The following is a 21,518-nucleotide window of genomic DNA, read 5'->3' on the forward strand; positions in this document are numbered from 1 at the left end:
ACTTTTTATTAAATATTCACAAAAATCAGAACACCTACCCTTCAACAAGCTCAGGGTACCCGTTCTATTTTTCACTTTTCACCTTTCACTTCTAACTTTAAACTTTTCATTGATCGCTAGCTGAACTTGTCGAAGCCCAAGTTTCACCCCCTAAAATCTTCACTTTCATCCCTCTCAATAACTTTTCCAAATTATTCGCCATTCGCAAGCAATAATTCTTAAATTTGCACTTCAAATTTTAAGAACAAATGAGTATTCAAAACACCCTAACAACTGCGGTAAAGCAAGCAGTTTTAAGCATCTTTGATAAAGAAATTGAAACGGTAGAATTTCAAGCAACAAAAAAAGATTTTGACGGAGATATTACCGTCGTTGTTTTTGCTTTGCTACGCACAGTAAAAGGAAATCCGGTTGCTATTGGTACGCAAATAGGAGAATACTTAAAAGAGAATATTGCTGAAGTTTCGAATTTTAATGTGGTTAAAGGTTTCTTAAACCTTGAAATTTCCGACAGTTATTTTATCAACGATTTCAATGCCATTTACCCAATTGAAAATTTTGGAACGCCTGCTCCTAAAGAAGACGAAAAGGCCGTTATGGTAGAATATTCTTCGCCTAACACCAATAAGCCACTGCATTTAGGACATATTCGTAACAACTTATTGGGTTTCTCGGTTTCACAAATTATTGCAGGATCGGGTAAAAAAGTTTACAAAACACAAATTATCAACGACCGTGGTATTCATATTTGTAAAAGTATGTTGGCATGGCAGTTATTTGGAGAAGGAGAAACACCTGAATCGACAAATTTAAAAGGAGATAAACTGGTTGGAAATTACTATGTAAAGTTTGACCAAGAGTACAAAAAAGAAATTGCCGCTTTAATTTCTGAAGGAAAAACCGAAGAGGAAGCTAAAAAAGAAGCACCACTTTTAGTCGCAGCACAAGAAATGTTGCTAAAATGGGAAGCAGGTGATGAGGAAGTTATGTCACTTTGGAAAAAAATGAACCAGTGGGTATATGATGGTTTTGAACAGACCTATAAATCGTTGGGAGTTTCCTTTGATAAAAACTATTACGAAAGTGATACCTATATATTAGGAAAAGATGTCGTAGCAGAAGGATTGAAAAATGGTGTTTTTGAACAAGATGCCGACAATTCGGTTTGGATTGATTTAACAGACGAAGGTTTGGACCGTAAAATTGTACAACGTTCTGACGGAACTTCGGTATATATTACCCAAGACATTGGAACAGCTATTGAACGTTTTAAAGATTTTGATATCGACTCATTGACTTATACGGTAGGAAATGAACAAGATTACCACTTTAAAGTTTTGTTTTTAATTTTAAAGAAATTAGGTTTTGCTTGGGCAGATAATATGTACCACCTTTCTTATGGAATGGTAGATTTACCTTCTGGTAAAATGAAATCGAGAGAAGGAACTGTGGTAGATGCAGATGACTTGATCAAAGAAATGACCGACACCGCTCGTGAAATTTCACAAGAATTAGGAAAGCTAGACGGTTATTCAAATGAAGCCAAAGAAGAATTGTACACCACCATTGGTTTGGGTGCTTTAAAATACTACATCTTAAAAGTAGATCCTAAAAAACGTATTTTATTCGATCCTAAAGAATCAATCGATTTTAACGGAAATACAGGACCTTTTATACAGTATACCTATGCTAGAATTCAGTCTATTTTAAGAAAAGCTGATTTTGACTATACCACAAGTGCTACAGATATCGAAATTAGCGACAAGGAAAAAAATGTCATCAAGCAAGTACAATTGTATCCAGAAATTGTACAGTTAGCCGCTAAAAACCAAAGTCCGGCCTTGATTGCAAACTATACCTACGATTTGGTAAAGGAATACAATTCATTTTACCAGAGTTCTTATATTTTAGGATGTGAAAATGAAAAATTAAAGATTTTCAGAACACAGCTCTCAAATAAGGTAGGGCAAATTATCAAATCAGGATTTGACCTGCTAGGAATTAATGTACCTGAAAGAATGTAAGCATATTTTTTACTAAAAAGCTACAATTCATAGCTCTAAAATAAAAAATTCATAATAAATTGCAGTCGGCAACTTGGTAAACTTAGTTTTATTAAATTTGCATACTGTTTTAGAATTAAAAATAAAAAATCATATACAATGAAATACGATGTTATAGTTATAGGTAGTGGACCTGGAGGTTACGTTACAGCTATTAGAGCTTCTCAATTAGGTTTAAAAACTGCGGTTGTAGAAAGAGAAAACTTAGGAGGAATTTGTTTGAACTGGGGATGTATTCCTACAAAAGCTTTGTTAAAAAGTGCTCAAGTATATGACTATTTAAAACACGTAGATGAATACGGTTTAAAAGCTGAAGCTATTGATAAAGACTTTGGAGCTGTTATCAAACGTAGCCGTGGTGTTGCGGAAGGAATGAGCAAAGGAGTTAACTTCTTAATGAAGAAAAACAAAATCGATGTGATCAACGGTTTTGGAAAAATAAAAACAGGTAAAAAAGTAGATGTAACTGCTGAAGATGGTACTGTTACTGAATACAGCGCAGACCATATTATTATTGCTACAGGTGCACGTTCTAGAGAATTGCCAAACTTACCACAAGATGGTAAAAAAGTAATTGGCTACCGTCAGGCAATGACTTTACCTGAGCAACCTAAAAAAATGATTGTTGTAGGTTCTGGTGCTATTGGAGTTGAGTTTGCTCACTTCTATAACTCAATGGGAACGGATGTAACTATTGTAGAATTTATGCCAAATGTAGTTCCTGTTGAAGATTTAGATGTTTCTAAACAATTCGAGAAATCTTTGAAAAAATCTGGAATTAAAGTAATGACAAATTCTGCTGTTGAATCTGTTGATACTTCTGGAGCTGGGGTTGTTGCCACTGTAAAAACGAAAAAAGGAGAAGAAACTTTAGAAGCAGATGTTTTATTATCTGCTGTTGGAATCAAATCTAATATTGAAAACATAGGATTAGAAGAAGTTGGAATTGTTGTGGACAGAGATAAAATCTTGGTAAACGATTTTTACCAAACAAACATTCCTGGGTATTACGCTATTGGTGATATTGTTCCTGGACAAGCATTGGCACATGTTGCTTCTGCAGAAGGAATTACTTGTGTTGAAAAAATTGCAGGTTTACATACAGAAGCTATCGATTATGGAAACGTTCCTGGTTGTACATACGCCTCTCCTGAAATTGCCTCTGTTGGTTTAACAGAAGCAAAAGCTAGAGAAGCTGGTTACGAATTGAAAATCGGAAAATTCCCATTCTCTGCCTCTGGAAAAGCAACTGCTGCTGGACACAAAGACGGATTTGTAAAAGTAATTTTTGATGCTAAATACGGTGAGTGGTTAGGATGCCATATGATTGGTGCTGGAGTTACAGACATGATTGCAGAAGCTGTTTTAGGTCGTAAATTAGAAACTACAGGACACGAAGTATTGAAAACAATTCACCCACACCCTACTATGAGTGAGGCTGTGATGGAAGCTGTTGCTGATGCTTATGATGAAGTAATTCACTTGTAGGATTCTACCTGTTTATACTATAAGAAATCGTCTAAAAAGAAATTTTTAGACGATTTTTCTTTTTAAGTCGATGCATTTTTAATTTTAATTGTACTTCACAATCAGAGGGTCATTGTTTAAACAAATATAGCAGAGACTTAGATTACAACAGGCTAGAATTTAAAACTAAAAATCCAGAACAGTAAACTGCTCTGGATTTTTTATTTCTAAAAGTATACTATATGTTGTTGAATTATTCCCCTCTATAGGTTACATAATTTCTTGGTGTTTCATAGAGCGTTACAGACAATTCTAAAGCTGCATCAATAAAACCTCTTAACTTATTCCAAATTACTACTGAAATATTTTCGGCAGTCGGATTTAAGTTTTTAAAGTCGGCTACTTCTACATTTAAATTTTTATGATCAAATTTTTCCTCGATTTGCTCTTCAATAATTTTCTTCAAAATTTTCATATCCATCACAAAACCTGTTTCCGGATCTATTTTACCTGTAACTCCAATAATTAATTCGTAATTATGGCCGTGGTAATGAGGATTGCTACATTTCCCAAAAACATCTTTGTTTTTTTCATCACTCCACCCCGGATTGTACAAACGGTGTGCTGCGTTAAAATGTGCTTTTCTATGTACGGTTACTTTCATTAATTTCGTTTTTAGGACAAGCTACTTAAGAATTTATTTCCTTGTTTTTTTGAGATTGCATCCATAGAATATTTCCTAGGAGCACATAACCCAACAAAAAGAAAATCAAATAATTCACCCAAAAATCTTGTGAACTCAACAATTCTGAAAATGGCGTTTCATTTTGTGTAAATAACAATTTAGACAAAGAAGCCACCAGACTAAAAATAAATCCAACAAAAAACTTGTAAATTATTTTTTTCAGCATGCTTATTATTTTATGAATTCGTAAAATTTCTCAAAAATAATTTTAAACCAAGCGGTATAAATTTCTGGCTGTACTTCCATATCTTGCTTTACAGCTTCTGGTGTCATCCATTTATAACTTTCTACTTCTTCTTTATTAATTTTTGGAAAATCGTTATAGGTCCCCACCATTACATGATCCAATTCATGCTCAGTCAAACCATTGTCGAAAGGTGCTTTGTAAATAAAAGAAAATACTTCTTTTAATTCTGTTACAAATCCCATTTCTTCTTGCAATCTTCGTTTTCCGGCATCTAAATTAGATTCTCCATCTCTTTGGTGACTGCAGCAGGTATTTGCCCATAACAATGGCGAATGGTACTTTTCAGCAGCACGTTGTTGCAACATCATTTCTCCCTTATCATTCATTACAAAAACAGAAAAAGCTCTATGCAATAGTGCTTTTTCGTGTGCTTCCATTTTTGCCATTAAACCAATCTTCTGGTCTTGTTCATTTACCAGTATTACTTGTTCTTCTATCATGTATATTTTCTAAAAACAACAAAGATAGCTATCTCTTCAAAAAAAAATAACTTTTGCTTTGCTTTTAATTGGCAACCAATCGAAATCCTTCTCCATGTATATTGATAATTTCAACATCTGGATCTTCTTTTAAATATTTTCTCAATTTGGCAATGTAAACATCCATACTTCTAGATGTAAAATAATTATCGTCACGCCAAATTTTTGTCAACGCCAATTCTCTTGGCATCAGGTCGTTTTTATGAACAGCCAACATTTTTAATAATTTATTCTCTTTTGGAGACAATTTAATAGCTTCTGCCCCATTGTAACTTAAGTGTCTTAATTTAGAATTTAAATGAAACCCACCAATTTGAAATTCAAACACGTCATCTTCCGTTCCTTTTTCACCTTCTTTACGTTGTAAAATCGCGTTGATTTTGTACAACAATACTTCAGAATCGAAAGGTTTGTTCAAATAATCATCGGCACCTACCTGATATCCTTTTAAGATATCTTCTTTCATGGTTTTCGCCGTTAAAAAAATAATAGGCACTTCTTTGTTGGTTTTACGTATGTCTTGTGCCAAGGTAAATCCATCTTTACGAGGCATCATTACGTCTAAAATACACAAATCGTAATCTTGATTTTTAAACATAATTAACCCTTCCAAACCATCTTTGGCATGAACAACGTCAAAATTACTTAAGGTTAAATAATCTTTTAAAACAATTCCAAAATTTGGATCGTCCTCTACTAATAAAATTTTCTTGTTACTCATAGTGTTATTTTTTCATAATAGTTATACCAAAGGCAGTTTTACCGTAAAAGTACTTCCTTTTCCTTTTTCACTTTCAACAAAAACTGTTCCTTGATGGTGTTCAATAATTTCCTTCACATAAGCCAGTCCTAAACCATGTCCTTTTACATCATGAACATTTCCCTTCTGTTCTCTATAAAACTTGTCAAAAGCATGTTTTTGAGCTGCCTTGCTCATCCCAATTCCTTGGTCTTTAATTTTAATCGTCAAATACTTTACAGAGCTTTCCATAAAGATATCGATTTTCGGGTTTTCTAAAGAATACTTGATTGCATTCTCTAAAATATTCACAAACACATTGGTTAAATGAAAAGCATTCCCCAAACCTTCTGAAGCTAGTTGTTCGCAATGCAAATTAACAACTCCTCCTTTATTTTCCAATAGCAAATCTACATGTGTTAAAGCCTCTTCCAACACTTCATAAAAATCTAAAGCTTCCTTACTTACATCCAATTGATTTTTTTCAAGCTTTGAAATACGCAACACATTTTCAACTTGTGCATGCATTCTCTTATTCTCCTCTTTAATCATCCCAACATAACGCAACACTTTATCCTTGTCGTCAATTATTTTAGGATTTTTGATTGAGTCTAATGCCAAATTAATGGTTGCAATTGGCGTTTTAAACTCGTGTGTCATATTATTGATAAAATCTGTTTTGATAGCAGATATTTTCTTTTGTTTCACCAATTGATACAAAGAACTTGCGAAAGCCAGCATAATAATGATGGTAAAGAATACCGACAATAACAGCATTCCTCCAATATCTGATAAAATATAATGTTCCTTTTTAGGAAACGTTACATACAATTCATGATTTTTTTCACTTCTATCCTTTGGAAATAATTTTGCTTTGTAACTTTTATTTTCCTCAATTTTAAAATAATCCGATTTAATTTTTGTGGGAGAACCTTGGGTAAAAACTCCATATTTAAATCCGACATTGATACCTGCATTTTGCAACTCCTTGGTTAAAATATCCAAAACAATTTCTTTGGACAACCTTTTATAAATAGGCTCATCCTTACTCAAATAAATATTTTCAATATCTAACTTATCAATTTCGGTAAGACTGTTGTGAAATGTTATCTTTTCTACATCGCTTACTTTCGAAAGTTCTTTGTCGTTGGTAAAATTCTTTACTTTAAAAACATCAATTTTACTAGTTACCGAAGTCGTAAGTATTGAATCATTTTTATGAAAATCGTCCAAACCTTTGTAATACGAATTTTCGTTTAATACACTGGTGGATACTCGAAAAGTTTCATTGGTCGTAGTATTAATACGCTCGTACACAAATTTAGAAAAATCAGCTTTTTTAGCCGTTTCTTTGGTATCGAAATAATCCATGTACTGTGTGGTGAAATTGATCAAATCTTTTTTATAAATCAATTCACTGGTTTTAGACAATGCAAAATTTACATCGTTAGAAAATTGCTTTTCCCGAATTTCAATAGCATTACCAATCCAAAAAATTTGTACTGTAATAATTCCAATAAGAGAAATACTCATTAAGAATACAATGAGCGCGAACATTTTTTTTCCCATAAATCAAAAATAGTTTTTTCAAAAGATTGAAGCCCCTTATTTGAATGTTGATTTTAACATATTAAGGATATTTAACTAATTATTAAGACTTGAAAAAGCGCTAAAACGAACAAACAAGGAAGACTCCTTAACCTATGTTAATTTCAAGAATTGTTGATGCAGTTCCAAAACATCGGCTTGCAATTTATCAAGCGTTGTATTTTCCAATACAAAATCTGCCTTAGCAATTTTAACTTCATCTGGCAATTGATTCTTTATACGTGCTTCAATTTGTGCTTTGCTAGTTGTTTCTCTTTGCAAAACCCTTTCAATTCTTAAGTCTAATGGCGCCACTACAACGACTATTACATCGCAAAATTGAAAATTGTCCGATTCAAATAAAATAGCACTTTCATACACCACATAAGCACTTTTGCTATTTTCTACAAAAACGTTAAAATCTTTCCGAACTGCAGGATGCACTATGGCATTTAAGGCTTGTAATTTTTCTGGATTTTTAAAAACAATTTCAGCAATATAGGCTCTGTTTAGGGTTCCATCCAAATAAGATTTTACTCCAAATAATTTTGCTATCTGCTGTTTTACTTCGGCAGAAGTATTCATTATTTTTTTGGCTTCTACATCGGCAATATATGTTTCTGCACCTAATGCATGAAACATTTTTAAAACCGTCGTTTTTCCACTACCAATACCGCCTGTTAATCCTACAACCATTATTTCTGAATTAAATATTCAATGTGATTGGGCACCAATTTTACAGAAGAAACCCATTCTGGCTCTTCAACAATGATAGGAACCAAATAATTGAGTCCTGCTTTTTCCGAAGCTTTATAATCGCACACTACTTTAAAACTATTGGCGCTAATTTTACTGTAATTGGACAAGCCTATTTTAAAAACCACTTTCACTTCTTTAGGATAAGTCGTGATTTTTGCGTTTTCAGGAACATTTTCTATATAAAAAGGAATGGAAAAACTGTCTTCTGTAAATTTATCAATTTTGGCAATAACCTTAACGGCTTCAAAATCAAAATTGACCTTTCCTGTGTTTGCAGGTTTTATATATTGAACTTCGTGATACACATCTTCAAAAACATCTGTTAACTTTAGTGTTTTTAATTTCAGCTCATGAATTTTATCTACCTGTATTTCGGGACCTCTAACTTCTATAGAATCGGGTTGGATCAATATTTTGTCAGAAAGGCTATAGCCCAAACGGTAACTAATATCAATATCAGAAACCACCGGTACTTTTTTAAATTTATTGACGCCCAAATCGAAAAACAAAGAATCTTGTCCGATATTTTCCAAACGGATACTTTTTCCAAGTTGCGCTTGAATTTCAGAAGTTTTAGATTTTGTTAGTATATAATAGTGGTATTTTTCTTTAAACCTAACTTGATGCAAATCCAGCTCCAAGGTTTTTCTATTAAAATTTTCTTTCAACAACTTAAAGCCCGTCGCTTTTAATTCCAAAGCAATTGTTTGTGGAGGATTGTTCTGAAATAATTTTGCTTCTGGTAAATTTTTATAGCTCAAATTATACACCACACTACTCGTATATTCTTTCGATAATTTTGTTAAAAACCAAAAAAAAGTAGAAATGGTTAGAAATACCAAGAGCACGTGTTGTTTCTTGCTTTTTCTTGGACTTGCGGAATTGGTATTTAAAGAAGTTTTCATGCGTAAGTTAAGCCGTTTATAATGTTATAAACCCAAAAATAAAGGTACAAAAAAAGTGAGCATGAGCTCACTTTCTTAGATATTTAGAACAGGACTAATTATTTAGCCGCTGGAGCGTATTTTTTACTCAATTCCATAGACAATGAAGATTTTTCAAACTTCATTTTTCCAGCCATAGTTTCAATAACCACTGTATTGTCTTTATCGTTGATTTCCACTATTTTCCCGTGAATTCCACTAGTTGTAATTACCTTACTCCCTTTTCCTATTTCTGCTTGAAATTTCTTTTCATTCTTCGCCTTTTTCATTTGTGGACGAATCATAAACAGGTACAAAACAATAAACATCAATGCGAATGGCATTAAACTTTTAATATCGAATCCTCCTGCTGCTTGTAATGATAACATAGTATACTTATTTTATTTGTTAATTATTTTTTTTCTTTCGGAGTAACTTCTCCTTTTATTGTCAAAACCTCTTTACCATTTATAGTATTGGTGGTTAAGGTTACTGTTTTAGATTGTTTGTTTTTCTTTCCTCTAGAATTAAATTTCACTCCAATTTCTACAGAAGCCCCTGGTTTTACCGGTTCGTCTTTAGGCCAAGTTGGCACTGTACAACCGCAAGAACCTTTTGCATTGCTAATAATCAAATCCGATTTTCCGGTATTTGTCAATACAAAAGTGGTTTCAATTTCATCACCTTCATTGATGACCCCAAAATTATGCACGGTTTTGTCAAATTGAGCTACAGGAAGTAAAGTACTTTGATGATCTCTTTCTTTGGCTTGTTCTACATTTTCTGTTTTTACTTTAGATACAGCTTTGTCTTTACAAGAAAGAACCACTATACTTAAAACGAGAAGTGTTATAATTTTTTTCACTTTAGTTACTTTTTAAATTGTACAAAAAATTTGATTGTAAATGTATAAAATTTTAGACGAATGCCGCTTACAATCTTCCTCTTCCTACTTTATTTAATCGATCTGATTTTTCTAAATCTTTACAAATTTTATCCAAAACCCCATTGATAAAAAAACTACTTTTTTGTGTAGAATAATCTTTAGCTACCTCAATGTATTCGTTAATGGTTGCTTTGGTTGGAATAGACGGAAAATGCATAAACTCACAAATCCCCATTTTTATCAAAATCATATCCAAATCGGCAATACGATCTGTTTCCCAGTTAGGCGTTTTGTCTTCTATTTCTTTTTCAAACTTGGTATGATTTAATACAACTTTTCGAAACAAGTCTACAACAAACTGTTTGTCATCATCGTCTTTGTACATTCTATTCAATACCAAAGATTTGTTTTTCTTTAAAGATTCTAAAGTTCTCACAACCCAAGTATTCACAAAAGGAATATCATCTACCCAGCTAATATTAATATCTTCATAATAGGCTGCTAAAGTTTCGTTAGGTGCAATAAACTCAGAAAAAAACTTCACCATAAACTTTACATCTTTCTTAAAAGAAGTTTCTGGGTCTTTCATATACTCTGCATACAATTGGCTTTTCTCCAATCTTTCAAAAATAGTACGCATGTACGATTCTTCAATATGCCAGTTATCTAAATAATGTTCTTCTTTATAGGTTTGAAAAGAAACACTTCCACTAATCAAATCAAATACTTTGTTTTCTACAAACTTCGTATTCGGATTTAAATCGGCTTCAGTTACAAAATGTTTGTTTTTTGAAATTTCAATTTTTTCTTGTGCTATCGCTTGCACTCTCGGAAGTACATCTAACATTAAAACATACAAATCGTACATTTTATCAATACTATTTCTTAAAAAGTTTTCTTCTTTTTTAAGATTGTCACTATTCGAAGTAAGCATGGCATATACAGACTGCATTACCTTTACACGGATATGTCTTCTATTGATCATTTTTTAAAGAACTTTATTGTTATTGTTAGACCGGGCAAAAATACTATTTATTTTAATGGTATTTCTTATTATTCTTTTCTTTTTTATTTCACAAATCAAAGCTTGAAACACCTGCTATTTCATAGAAAACTTTATCTTCGTGCTTCCGTACAAAGACATTTTTAAGCACTAGGAAATGAAAGCATTACAATATTTAAATAAATATTTTCACAAATACCGTTATCGTTTAATCGCTGGTATCTTTATCTGTATCCTGTCCAGGTATTTGGCAGTGAAGGTTCCAGAAATTGTAAAAAATTCAATTAATATAGCCGATGACTACGTAAGTGGACTTGTTACGGAAGAAGTTTTGCGTAGTGAATTGTTAGCCAATATTGGAATTATTTTAGGTTTGGCAATTCTTTCTGGCTTCTTTACTTTTTTAATGAGGCAAACAATTATCGTGACCTCTCGTTTGATTGAGTTTGATTTAAAAAATGAAATTTTTTTACAATACGAACGCCTTTCTCTTAATTTTTATAAAAAAAATAGAACAGGTGATTTGATGAATCGAATTAGCGAGGATGTTGGAAAAGTGAGAATGTATTTTGGTCCGGCCGTTATGTATACCGTAAACATGTTGGTTTTGTTTACCGTCGCTATTTTTAAAATGATTAAAATTGATGTGACCTTAACCTTGTATACTTTAATTCCTTTTCCTTTATTGTCTATTGCTGTTTTTGTTTTAAGTAAGTTTATTCATAAAAGAAGTACTATTGTTCAGGAATATTTATCGAAACTTACCACTTTTGGCCAAGAGGTATTTTCAGGAATCAATGTCATAAAATCGTACACCACAGAAGCCCAAACCATTGCCGATTTTAATGAACTTTCTGAAATCAGCAAAGAAAAAAACATTGAGCTTTACAAAGTACAGGCCTTCTTTTTTCCTATGATGATTCTATTAATAGGAATCAGTAATTTAATTGTGCTTTATGTAGGAGGTATGCAATACATTAATGGTATTATAAGTATTGGTACCATTGCAGAATTTATTATGTATGTAAATATGCTGACTTGGCCTGTTGCTATTGTTGGTTGGGTAACTTCCACTATTCAACAAGCAGAAGCTTCACAGAAAAGAATCAATGAATTTTTAGAACATACACCCGAAATTGTTTCAGGAACAAACTTGGTAGAAAACATACAAGGAAATATTGAATTTAAAAATGTGAGCCTTACTTATGACGACACCAATATAACCGCTCTTAAAAACATAAATTTCTCTATCAAAAAAGGAGAAACGGTAGCTTTCCTCGGAAAAACAGGAAGTGGAAAATCGACCATTTTAAGTTTGATATCTCGTTTGTACGACACTAGCAGTGGCTCTGTGATTATTGATGGTGTAGATACAAAAGACCACGACTTGGCCAATTTAAGAGACAATATAGGTGTGGTGCCACAAGATCCATTTTTGTTTTCAGACAGCATTGCCAATAATATCCGATTTGGTGATGAAAATGCAGATCAAGAAAAAATTGAAGCCGCAGCAAAAGATGCTGTAATTCATGACAATATTGCCGGGTTTAAAAATGGCTATGAAACCGTTTTAGGTGAAAGAGGAATAACCGTTTCTGGCGGACAAAAACAACGGATCTCTATTGCAAGAGCCATTATCAAAAATCCTAGAATCTTAATTTTTGACGATTGTCTATCGGCTGTAGATACCGAAACAGAAGAGCAAATTTTAAAGAATTTGATACGAATTACCAAAGACAAAACAACCATTATTGTAAGCCATAGAGTCTCTTCAGCCAAAAACGCAGACAAAATAATTATACTTGACGAAGGAGAAATCTTACAACAAGGAACTCATAATCAACTAGTAAATAAAGAAGGCTATTACCAAGAACTTTACAAGCAGCAACTTTTAGAAAAAGAAAGTTAATTATTCTTTAAAAAGTAAATTATTTTTTTAGATTTGTGAAGCATAGCAAATAAAATAATTTACTAATAGTTAAAGATTATTATGAAAGACCACGTTGAACAAGAAGAAATATTTTCACAAATATTAAGAGCAGGAAGAAGAACTTATTTTTTTGATGTTAGAGCCACTAAGGCAGGAGATTATTACCTAACAGTAACAGAGAGCAAAAAGTTTACACATGATGACGGATCTTTCCACTATCAAAAACATAAAATTTATATTTACAAAGAAGATTTTGCTGAGTTTAACGAAATGCTAACCGCAGCAACCGATTTTATTTTAAATGAAAAGGGAGCTGAAGTAATTAGCGACCGTCACCAAAAAGACTTTAAAAAAGAAACAGAGATCGATGCAGAAGCTGTAACAGCAGATAGCTTTACCGATGTAAACTTCGAAGATATTTAAGAGCGTACCCAATAAATTTTAAATCACAAAAAAGCGTCAAGAACTTACTACAATTCTTGACGCTTTTTGTTTGTCTTAACTTTAGACCAAAAAAAATCTCGAAGCTGTTTCAGTTTCGAGATTTTTTTTGGATTTTTCTGTACTTAACTTTTACTCCAATTGTATTTAAAAGCACATTTTTGATTGTTCTCATTTATCTTCACATAGGTATCCAATACATGTTTTGCATACCACTTATTAATCACGTCTTCTTGTTTCTTTTGAAGTGTTAACTGTTGAATTTTTACATAATCCTTTACAAAATCAGCTTTATGACCTTCAACTTTATCTTTCATTAAGATAATTTTGTACATCTTCTCCCCTTCTCTTGTTTCTTCATAAAAAGGTTCTGAAACATCTTTTAAAGCCAAGTTACTTACTCTTCCATAAAAAGAAGGATCCATACGTGTCAATTCAAAACGAGAATCATTGGTTTGTGGATTGATAATGATTCCTTTGTTTTGTCTTGTATCCTTGTCTTCAGAATATTTTTTAACGGCCAATTCAAAACTCAATTCTTCTGCCAAAATACTATCTCTAATTTGAGAGATTTTCTCTTTTACCTTGTCCAATTTATCTTGCGAAACTTTTGGTTGCATTAAAATATGACGAACATCTCTTTGCTGTCCTTTTATTTTTTCAAGTTTGATGATATGAAAACCGAAATCCGTTTTAAAAGGTTCTGACACTTCTCCTTCATCCAAACTAAAAGCAACTTCTTTAAATTCCTTTACAAAACCACTTTCTCTGGTAATGGAATAAAAACCACCATTATTAGTTACTGCAGGATCTTCAGAATACAAAATTGCTTTCATACGAATACTAGAACCATTCACAATGTCCTGACGAATTTCTTTCAACTTATCTAAGGTTTCTTGTACCTCATCTTCAGATGGTTTTGCATGCATAACAATTTGTGCCATTTCAATTTCAGTACCAAATTCTGGTAAATTTTCTGAAGCTTCTAAACTTTTAAAATACACACGAACTTCTTCTGGAGTAACCTCTACATCTTTTAGAGTGTTTTCTTTTTCCCCTCTAACCAACGCCGATTCTTTTTCAATTTTACTAAGTTCCTTTCTCAAGTCATCCTCATCATCAAAACCGTACAGGTCTACTACTTTTTCAATAGAACCTAACTGTTGTGTAAAGTAGCCTATATTTCTTTCTACATTGCTTTCTATTTCCGCATCAGAAACCACAACACTATCTACCACAGCATGGTGCGCCAATAATTTAATCAGCATTATTTCTTCTAGCATTTCGCAATCAGACATATTCACCTTTCCTTCACTCTTCTGCTTCAATTCCTCAGCGTATTTTGTTACATCCGAGTCTAGCACTATATTTTCACCTACAACAACTGCCACCCCATCAATTTTAATTTTTGATTGCGCAAAAATATGTGTTGAAGCAAAAACAGCTAAGAAGAGAATTATTTTTTTCGTCATTTTAATATATTTCAAATTGTTTATTTTTTATGGCATCGTCAATCAAAACCTTTTCAACCGTGTTTACCAATTCTAATTTTCTTTGATGCAAAATCATTTTTCTTATAATACCCGCAATATAGCGAATTGGTGCTATTTCATTTTTTTGCATTACCTCCTTTATATACACATAATACAAACCTGTAGAATCTACTTTTTGAAGAAAGGCATTTTTCTTGATCAGCGTTTTTTTACTCGTACTTTTCAATACGGGTAATTTGTTTAGTACATCGGCATAGCGAATCCAAATAGAATCACTTAAAAAAGAAGACAGCATTTGGTCTTCTGCTTCATCCAACAACTGCAAATCATTGGCTCCTTTTGAAATCAATAAATTTCGAAGCTTGTATTTGTTTTTATTTTTGGGGTCTAAATGAATGTATTTAAACTTTAACAACTCTTCATTTATTCGAAAGCTTTCCTTATTTTTTTCATAATAAGCAGCTATTTGCTCATGATTGACAATGGTATCCAATTGTTGTTTTAGCAAAGCTTCTTTAAAGGAATTGATAAATAAATCCTTTTCATACTTTTTAACCAACGCCTCTAAGCGTTCATTTTGCGCTGGCATGTTCAATTTCGACTTGGCCAATAGCAATTCTTCTTTTGCCCAGGAATTGATAAACTCACGCACCACAACTACGCTATCTCCTTTTGAAATACCTTTTGGAATAATGGTTGCTAAATCTTCTTGATACAATACAGCATCATTTACCCTTGCTACTGCTTTTGTTGTTTTTTTATCAGAAGTATCTTCTGTTAAACCACACGCAGTTGCTAGTAGTACTACTAGTATTGTACAAAGATTTTTAACCATTATAATTTTCCATCAATTTTTTAGTACTTCTTAAACGGTGCTTGTATACTTTTATTTTGTGCTTTGCACGAAGCTCCTCCAACCAATTTTTCTGAATTTCATTCTGATAGTCGTTAATTACTTTTCCTTTAACGTCTTCAAATTCTTGTTGAACTTCTTCTTTAATTTCTAAAATCTTTACAACTACATGTTCCTTTTTATTGTTGTAGGTTTTTACTGTATTAGCCGTAAAAACAGTTCCTTTAGGAAAAATAGCATTGTCTCTTTCAAAATCGCCTACTTTGGTCAAAATATTTTTCTTAGCTGACAAATAATTGTTGATCGAGTCTAAATTATTTTCTTTGGCTAAATAAGCCGCCAATTCATTGCTATTATTTTCTTCTTTTGAAGTCACAATAACTGCGTGAATCAATTCTTTGCTAATATAATCATCCGTATGTTCGTTGTAGTATTCTTGCAGTCCGATAGAATCATTTTGAGCCGCATCCCAAATTTTTTCTTTCATTAAATCAAACAATAACAACCCGTTTTTATACTCTGCAAATAAATTACCAAATTCCTTATCTGTTTCTTCTAAGTGTTCTTTATAATACCCTAATATTTTTTCATCTTTAAATGCTTCAAAAACATCCAATGGTTTTTTATCTCTTCTGTTTCGAATATAGTTTTGGAAATCTTTCTTCGTAAAAACAGCATCTTGCACTTTTACAATCCAAGGATCCAAAGTGTCGGTATTTGCTTTCTGACTTTCAGCAAATGAATTTTTCACATCTTCATTCACCGCAATCGTATATTCTTTTTTCAAACGAACAACCACAGGGTTCGATATGTTTTTTGAACGAGAATCTCCTTTTACCTTTTTCTTTAAAGAGACTTTACTTTCCTCAAAATTCTTTGGTTTGTGCAATTCATGAAACTTTACAATATGCCATCCGTACGCTGTTGCAAAAGGTTTTGAGTATTTATTTTCTTCCGACAAAGAAAAACTTATTTCATCAAATGGTTTTGGCATAGCACCCATAGAAAATTTAGACATTTTACCTCCATTGGTTGCCGATCTTCTATCATCAGAATATTTTTTTGCCAATTCTTCAAAGTTACCACCTTTCACAACCTCGGCATATACTTTATCAATAGTTCCTTTGCTTGCCGCTTTGGACGTATCTCTAACCATAATATGCGCCACTTCAACCTCACCCATTGTTGGTCGTTCATCTTCTACCTTTAAAATATGGTAACCAAATTGCGACCTAAAGGCTTCAGAAACTTCACCAACCTTAGTCGTATAAGCAGCATCTTCAAATGATGAAACCATTCTAAATACAGAAAAGAAACCTAAAGAACCTTTGTTACTTTTTGCACTCGGGTCTTCCGATTGTTCTTGTGCTATTTTTGCGAAATCTGCTCCGTCAATAATTTGCTTTCTAAGAGCGTTTATTTTATTGAAAGCTTTTAGCGTGTCTTTGGAGTTAGCAGCAACTTTAATTAAAATATGACTTGCTTTTACTTCTTTTAAACTTCTTTCGTAGGCTTGTACAACCAAACTGTCTATATATTTATCATCGGATAAATAAGGCAACACCAATTGATTTCTGTAACGAGCTACTTCTTTGATATAACTTTGAGCAGTATCCAAAGAAAGTTCTTTGGCTTCAATTAATTTTAATTTATAATCGATAAACAATTCAATATCGTCTTTGATACTTTGCTTCGTGATTTCTGTATTTGTAATACTTTTGTTTTTTCCAAATAAATTAACAAACTCCGATTGGTACACCGGCTGATCGTCTATTTTCAATAAAACTTTTTCTTTTTTTACTTGTCCAATAAAGGTGGTACAAATGAAAAATGCTGAAACAACAGCACAAATATTCTTATTCATAATTTATTTATATAATTTCAAAAATACGCAAATGCGCTCAATTAATTTAAGGGTCGAAAGATATTGTACACAGCTTGGAATTGCTGTTAAAAAAATCACAAAGAAATAATACCTTCTATCCCTGTTACTTCCTTGTATTTTTCTATTACGGCATCAGAACTTTTCATCTTTATTGAAATAGAAATACTGACGTATTTATTGTTCTTTGAATTCTTCGTTTTTATTACAGCTCCTCCCATATCAAAAACTGCCTTTACTTCGCTTAATTGATTTTTGTCTGTTGGAACAATAAATTTATACAAATACGTTGTAGGAAAAGTCGTCGTAGTATCTAAACTCTCTTTTAATTTACTGTAAAACTCGTCTTGTTTGGTCATTTTTTACACTGTTTTCTTTTGCTAATATCTAAAAAATAAAGTCTTGCAAAACTAAGGTATTTTTCACAAAAACTACTCTTGCCAAACACAATTATTATCGGCTATAACAGAAGAACTTAGTAATTCCTATTTCTTTAAAAACAGACTTTCCAATTTTGTTATTGTCTTAGAGTATTGAATGTGTTATTTTTGCTAGATGCAGCAAAAAATTGTAATTACGGGAGGCCCAAGTACTGGCAAAACAACCTTGATAAATTCTTTAGAGAAGCAAGGCTTTTATTGCATTGCAGAAGCTTCAAGAGAAATTACTTTAGAAGCTCGAAAAACAGGAATTTCACAATTATTCCTTACCGACCCTTTACTGTTTAGCACCCTACTTTTAGAAAAGCGAATTTTGCAATACAACACAGCTCATAAAACCGACAAACAAATTGTTTTATTCGACAGAGGAATTCCTGATATTGCAGCTTACCTAAATTTCTTCAAGCAAAAGCACGACTTGGACTTCAGTAAAATAAATACAGAAAATAAGTACCAAAAAATATTTATTACTCCGCCTTGGAAAGTCATACACACAACAGACAATGAACGTTTTGAATCTTTTGAAGAAGCTGTTGAAATTCACAAGGAATTAGTAAGTACCTATACAACTTTAGGTTACACTCCTATTGAAATACCCTTTGGCACTCCGGAAGAAAGAGCGCTGTTTGTTGCAAAACAACTCAGCAACTCATGAAAAACCCTATCGATTTATTACAAAAATATTGGGGACACAGCGCTTTTAGGTCGCCACAAGAAGAAATAATAAGAACTGTTTTAAACAAACAAGATTGCATTGCGCTTTTGCCAACAGGCGGGGGAAAATCTATTTGCTTTCAAATACCTGCCCTAGCGCAAGATGGCGTGTGCATTGTCATCAGCCCACTGCTTGCTTTAATGCAAGACCAAGTAAGCAATCTAGAAGAAAAAGGAATCAAGGCTGTTGCTTTAAACAAAAACAGAAATCAGGACGACTTGATCGTATTGTTTGACAATATACAATTCAACGATATAAAATTTCTGTATTTATCGCCTGAAAAATTACAATCTCCCTTTATTCAAGATAAAATAAAACAACTGCAAGTGAACCTTGTTGCAATTGATGAAGCACATTGTATATCTGAATGGGGACATGATTTTAGACCTTCTTATTTAGAACTTGCTATTTTAAAAGAACTTTGTCCAGATGCAAATACAATAGCTCTTACCGCTTCTGCAACGCCAAAAGTTATAGACGATATTGCTGAATTTCTAGACATTCAAGACAGTCGTATTTATAAAAAATCATACAAAAGAGAAAATCTTGCCTATCAAATATTTGATGTCGAAGATAAATTTTTAAGGGTTCATCAAATATTGACAAAAATTAAGGCACCGGTCATTATTTACACCAATACCAGAAATGAAACAAAAAAAATTAGCGACGCGCTAAATCGTGATCATTTTAAAAGTGTGTATTACCATGGGGGCATGACTTCCAAAGAAAAAAACAAAATGTTTGAGACATGGTTTTCAGAAGAAGCCCGGATCATGGTGGCAACCAATGCCTTTGGAATGGGAATTGACAAAGCCAATATACGTTGTGTTATTCACTTACAACTTCCACAAAGTGTTGAAAATTATTTACAGGAAGCAGGAAGAGCCGGTAGAGATGGGCACAAAGCTTTTTCGGCAATACTCACTAACAAACATGATGTACAGCAATTCAAAAAAAGAAACCAAGAACAACAATTAAGCATTGATTTTATAAAACAAGTCTATTTTAAACTCAATCAATTTTTTGTGATTGGCGTTGGTGAACTTCCTTTAAAAAGTTACGAATTTAATTTGTCGGAATTTTGTCATAAATATAAATTCCCATTAGTTAATACCTACACCACCATAAAAACATTGGCACTTGAAAACATCTTAGATTTTCAAGAAGGCTTTCAAAAAAAGACAATTCTAAAATTTATAAGCAGCAGTGCGCATGTATTGGAGTATTCAGAACAATTTCCAAAGCGTGGAAAATTGATCAAAACCATATTAAGAAGCCATGGTGGACTTTTTGAAAATTTCGTAAGTATCGATATTTACAGTCTTTCAAAAAAAATAAGCAGCACAAAAGTGGAAGTCCAACAAATTTTAGAAAAACTACAAACAGATGGTATTGTATTGTACAAACCCGCAAGTACCAGTGCAAGTATTCAATTTTTAGTACCTCGTGAAGACAATAGAACTATTAATAAAGTTTCAAAAAACATAGAAACACGTCAGCTGAACAAACTAAAAAAAGCTGAAAGATTTGTTGAATTTATAGAAAATAATGACACTTGCAGATCTGTACAGCTGCTAACTTACTTTGAAGAAAGTAAACTTAGCAATTGCGGAATATGTGACGTTTGTTTGGCTGGTAAAAAAGAAAAACCACAAATAGCGATTGCTACAAAAAAACAATTACTAGCATTACTCAGTCAAGAAGAATTAAGCTCCAAAGAAATTAGCCTCAGAATAGATAGCAAGGAATCTATAATTTTAAGAACTTTGCAAGAGCTATTAGAAGAGAATATCATTCAATTAACAAAAAGAAATACCTATACCTTAAATTAACACCTATATATGAAAGATTTAAAAATTGTTTTTATGGGAACGCCAGACTTTGCCGTTGCTATTTTAAAAGAGCTCTTAGAAAAGAAACACAATATTGTAGGTGTTATTACGGCTCCCGACAAACCTGCAGGTAGAGGACGTAAATTAAATGAATCGGCTGTAAAAAAATTCGCTGTCGCCAACAACCTAACCTTATTGCAACCTACCAACTTAAAAGACGAAGGATTTTTAAAAGAATTAAAAGCCCTAGAAGCCAACTTACAAATTATTGTTGCTTTTAGAATGCTACCGCAACAAGTTTGGGCTATGCCAGAATTGGGTACCTTTAATTTACACGCTTCCTTATTACCAGATTACCGAGGAGCTGCACCAATTAACTGGGCCATTATAAACGGTGAAACCGAAACAGGTGTCAGTACCTTTTATTTAGATGATAAAATTGATACGGGTGAAATCATCTTGCAAGAAAAAACGAGCATTGGCGAAAACGAAACGGTAGGCGAGCTACACGACAAACTAATGCTATTAGGTAGCGATTTGGTGAGCAAAACAGTTACGCTAATTCAAGAAGGAAAAGTAAGCACCACTAAGCAACCTGATAAAGTCGCTAAATCAGCTTATAAAATACATACCGATACCTGTAAAATAGATTGGACCAAAAGTACTGATGAAATCGGAAACCTAATAAGAGGTCTAAATCCTTATCCAGCGGCTTGGTGTTTTCTACACAATGCAGAGAAAGAAACAAAAGTGAAAATTTTTGATATCGAAAAAATTATGGAAGTCCATACTTACAGACCTGGAGCTATCATAAGCACAAAGAAAACAATGAAAGTTGCCACGGTAGACGGATTCATACAGGTAAATTCCCTACAAATATCAGGTAAAAAACGAATGGATACGGCCAGTTTACTAAATGGATTTTCCATAAATGAAACTGTTTTTTTTCGTTAAAACCGTAAAAACCACCTTTATTGAGCATTCTTATTAACAATTCGAGTATTTTTATTAACAAATCGTCACTTTTTTCCAAA

The 21,518-nt window shown here is 32.7% G+C and carries 21 protein-coding genes; 7 read left to right on the forward strand and 14 right to left on the reverse strand.

Annotated elements, in window-relative coordinates:
- Positions 1–248: 248 nt before the first annotated feature.
- Both argS and lpdA read left to right on the forward strand, forming a co-directional pair.
- Complete coding sequence (gene argS / locus FGM02_RS14080) at positions 249–2,024, forward strand: arginine--tRNA ligase (RefSeq protein ID WP_139959132.1); 1,776 nt, start codon at positions 249–251, stop codon at positions 2,022–2,024.
- 138 nt (positions 2,025–2,162) lie between these two features.
- Positions 2,163–3,551, forward strand: coding sequence for a dihydrolipoyl dehydrogenase (gene lpdA, locus FGM02_RS14085; RefSeq protein ID WP_139959133.1), 1,389 nt, complete (start codon positions 2,163–2,165; stop codon positions 3,549–3,551).
- 232 nt (positions 3,552–3,783) lie between these two features.
- On the opposite strand, the gene FGM02_RS14090 is transcribed toward lpdA, so the two are convergent.
- From FGM02_RS14090 to nusB, 10 genes are all read right to left on the reverse strand, one after another.
- Entirely contained in the window at positions 3,784–4,194 is a 411-nt protein-coding gene (locus FGM02_RS14090) for a 6-pyruvoyl trahydropterin synthase family protein (RefSeq protein WP_139959134.1), read from the reverse strand.
- A gap of 25 nt (positions 4,195–4,219) precedes the next feature.
- On the reverse strand, positions 4,220–4,441 hold the full coding sequence (locus tag FGM02_RS14095; RefSeq protein ID WP_139959135.1) for a hypothetical protein: 222 nt from the start codon (positions 4,439–4,441) through the stop codon (positions 4,220–4,222).
- Between the two features lie 5 nt (positions 4,442–4,446).
- Positions 4,447–4,962 carry an isopentenyl-diphosphate Delta-isomerase gene (gene idi / locus FGM02_RS14100; RefSeq protein WP_139959136.1) on the reverse strand — a complete coding sequence of 172 codons (516 nt, stop codon included), beginning with the start codon at positions 4,960–4,962 and terminating at the stop codon, positions 4,447–4,449.
- 64 nt (positions 4,963–5,026) lie between these two features.
- On the reverse strand, positions 5,027–5,722 hold the full coding sequence (locus FGM02_RS14105) for a response regulator transcription factor (protein ID WP_139959137.1): 696 nt from the start codon (positions 5,720–5,722) through the stop codon (positions 5,027–5,029).
- 21 nt (positions 5,723–5,743) lie between these two features.
- A complete protein-coding gene (locus FGM02_RS14110) occupies positions 5,744–7,309 on the reverse strand; it encodes a sensor histidine kinase (RefSeq protein ID WP_139959138.1) in 1,566 nt (521 codons plus the stop codon).
- 132 nt (positions 7,310–7,441) lie between these two features.
- Entirely contained in the window at positions 7,442–8,023 is a 582-nt protein-coding gene (gene coaE, locus FGM02_RS14115) for a dephospho-CoA kinase (protein ID WP_139959139.1), read from the reverse strand.
- Positions 8,023–8,991 (reverse strand): YbbR-like domain-containing protein, encoded by a 969-nt coding sequence (locus tag FGM02_RS14120; RefSeq protein ID WP_139959140.1) that lies wholly within the window; start codon positions 8,989–8,991, stop codon positions 8,023–8,025. Before FGM02_RS14120 ends, coaE begins: the two co-directional genes overlap by 1 nt.
- Before the next feature lie 98 nt (positions 8,992–9,089).
- Positions 9,090–9,398 (reverse strand): preprotein translocase subunit YajC, encoded by a 309-nt coding sequence (gene yajC / locus FGM02_RS14125; protein WP_139959141.1) that lies wholly within the window; start codon positions 9,396–9,398, stop codon positions 9,090–9,092.
- 23 nt (positions 9,399–9,421) lie between these two features.
- Complete coding sequence (locus FGM02_RS14130; protein ID WP_139959142.1) at positions 9,422–9,874, reverse strand: DUF1573 domain-containing protein; 453 nt, start codon at positions 9,872–9,874, stop codon at positions 9,422–9,424.
- A 67-nt stretch (positions 9,875–9,941) separates the two neighbouring features.
- On the reverse strand, positions 9,942–10,880 hold the full coding sequence (gene nusB, locus FGM02_RS14135; protein ID WP_139959143.1) for a transcription antitermination factor NusB: 939 nt from the start codon (positions 10,878–10,880) through the stop codon (positions 9,942–9,944).
- A gap of 175 nt (positions 10,881–11,055) precedes the next feature.
- Here nusB and FGM02_RS14140 point away from each other — a divergent pair, with 175 nt between their 5' ends.
- Together FGM02_RS14140 and FGM02_RS14145 are read left to right on the forward strand one after the other, a co-directional pair.
- The gene (locus FGM02_RS14140; protein ID WP_139959144.1) at positions 11,056–12,807 is read left to right on the forward strand and encodes an ABC transporter ATP-binding protein; all 1,752 of its coding nucleotides are present in this window, start codon (positions 11,056–11,058) and stop codon (positions 12,805–12,807) included.
- An 81-nt stretch (positions 12,808–12,888) separates the two neighbouring features.
- The gene (locus FGM02_RS14145; RefSeq protein ID WP_139959145.1) at positions 12,889–13,251 is read left to right on the forward strand and encodes a PUR family DNA/RNA-binding protein; all 363 of its coding nucleotides are present in this window, start codon (positions 12,889–12,891) and stop codon (positions 13,249–13,251) included.
- A gap of 143 nt (positions 13,252–13,394) precedes the next feature.
- On the opposite strand, the gene FGM02_RS14150 is transcribed toward FGM02_RS14145, so the two are convergent.
- From FGM02_RS14150 to FGM02_RS14165, 4 genes are all read right to left on the reverse strand, one after another.
- Positions 13,395–14,741 (reverse strand): peptidylprolyl isomerase, encoded by a 1,347-nt coding sequence (locus FGM02_RS14150; protein ID WP_139959146.1) that lies wholly within the window; start codon positions 14,739–14,741, stop codon positions 13,395–13,397.
- A gap of 1 nt (position 14,742) precedes the next feature.
- Complete coding sequence (locus tag FGM02_RS14155; protein WP_139959147.1) at positions 14,743–15,597, reverse strand: hypothetical protein; 855 nt, start codon at positions 15,595–15,597, stop codon at positions 14,743–14,745.
- On the reverse strand, positions 15,590–17,479 hold the full coding sequence (locus FGM02_RS14160) for a peptidylprolyl isomerase (protein WP_139959148.1): 1,890 nt from the start codon (positions 17,477–17,479) through the stop codon (positions 15,590–15,592). Before FGM02_RS14160 ends, FGM02_RS14155 begins: the two co-directional genes overlap by 8 nt.
- 95 nt (positions 17,480–17,574) lie before the next feature.
- On the reverse strand, positions 17,575–17,856 hold the full coding sequence (locus tag FGM02_RS14165; RefSeq protein ID WP_139959149.1) for a DUF493 family protein: 282 nt from the start codon (positions 17,854–17,856) through the stop codon (positions 17,575–17,577).
- Positions 17,857–18,052: 196 nt separating this feature from the next.
- Here FGM02_RS14165 and FGM02_RS14170 point away from each other — a divergent pair, with 196 nt between their 5' ends.
- From FGM02_RS14170 to fmt, 3 genes are read left to right on the forward strand one after another with little or no spacing between them, the layout of a single operon-like run.
- Positions 18,053–18,592 carry an AAA family ATPase gene (locus tag FGM02_RS14170; protein WP_139959150.1) on the forward strand — a complete coding sequence of 180 codons (540 nt, stop codon included), beginning with the start codon at positions 18,053–18,055 and terminating at the stop codon, positions 18,590–18,592.
- The gene (locus FGM02_RS14175; protein ID WP_139959151.1) at positions 18,589–20,484 is read left to right on the forward strand and encodes a RecQ family ATP-dependent DNA helicase; all 1,896 of its coding nucleotides are present in this window, start codon (positions 18,589–18,591) and stop codon (positions 20,482–20,484) included. Before FGM02_RS14170 ends, FGM02_RS14175 begins: the two co-directional genes overlap by 4 nt.
- 9 nt (positions 20,485–20,493) lie before the next feature.
- Complete coding sequence (gene fmt / locus FGM02_RS14180; protein ID WP_139959152.1) at positions 20,494–21,438, forward strand: methionyl-tRNA formyltransferase; 945 nt, start codon at positions 20,494–20,496, stop codon at positions 21,436–21,438.
- Positions 21,439–21,518: the final 80 nt, after the last annotated feature.

Source organism: Flavicella sediminum, assembly GCF_006381105.1.
In the GTDB taxonomy this organism is placed as follows: Bacteria; Bacteroidota; Bacteroidia; order Flavobacteriales; family Flavobacteriaceae; genus Flavicella; species Flavicella sediminum.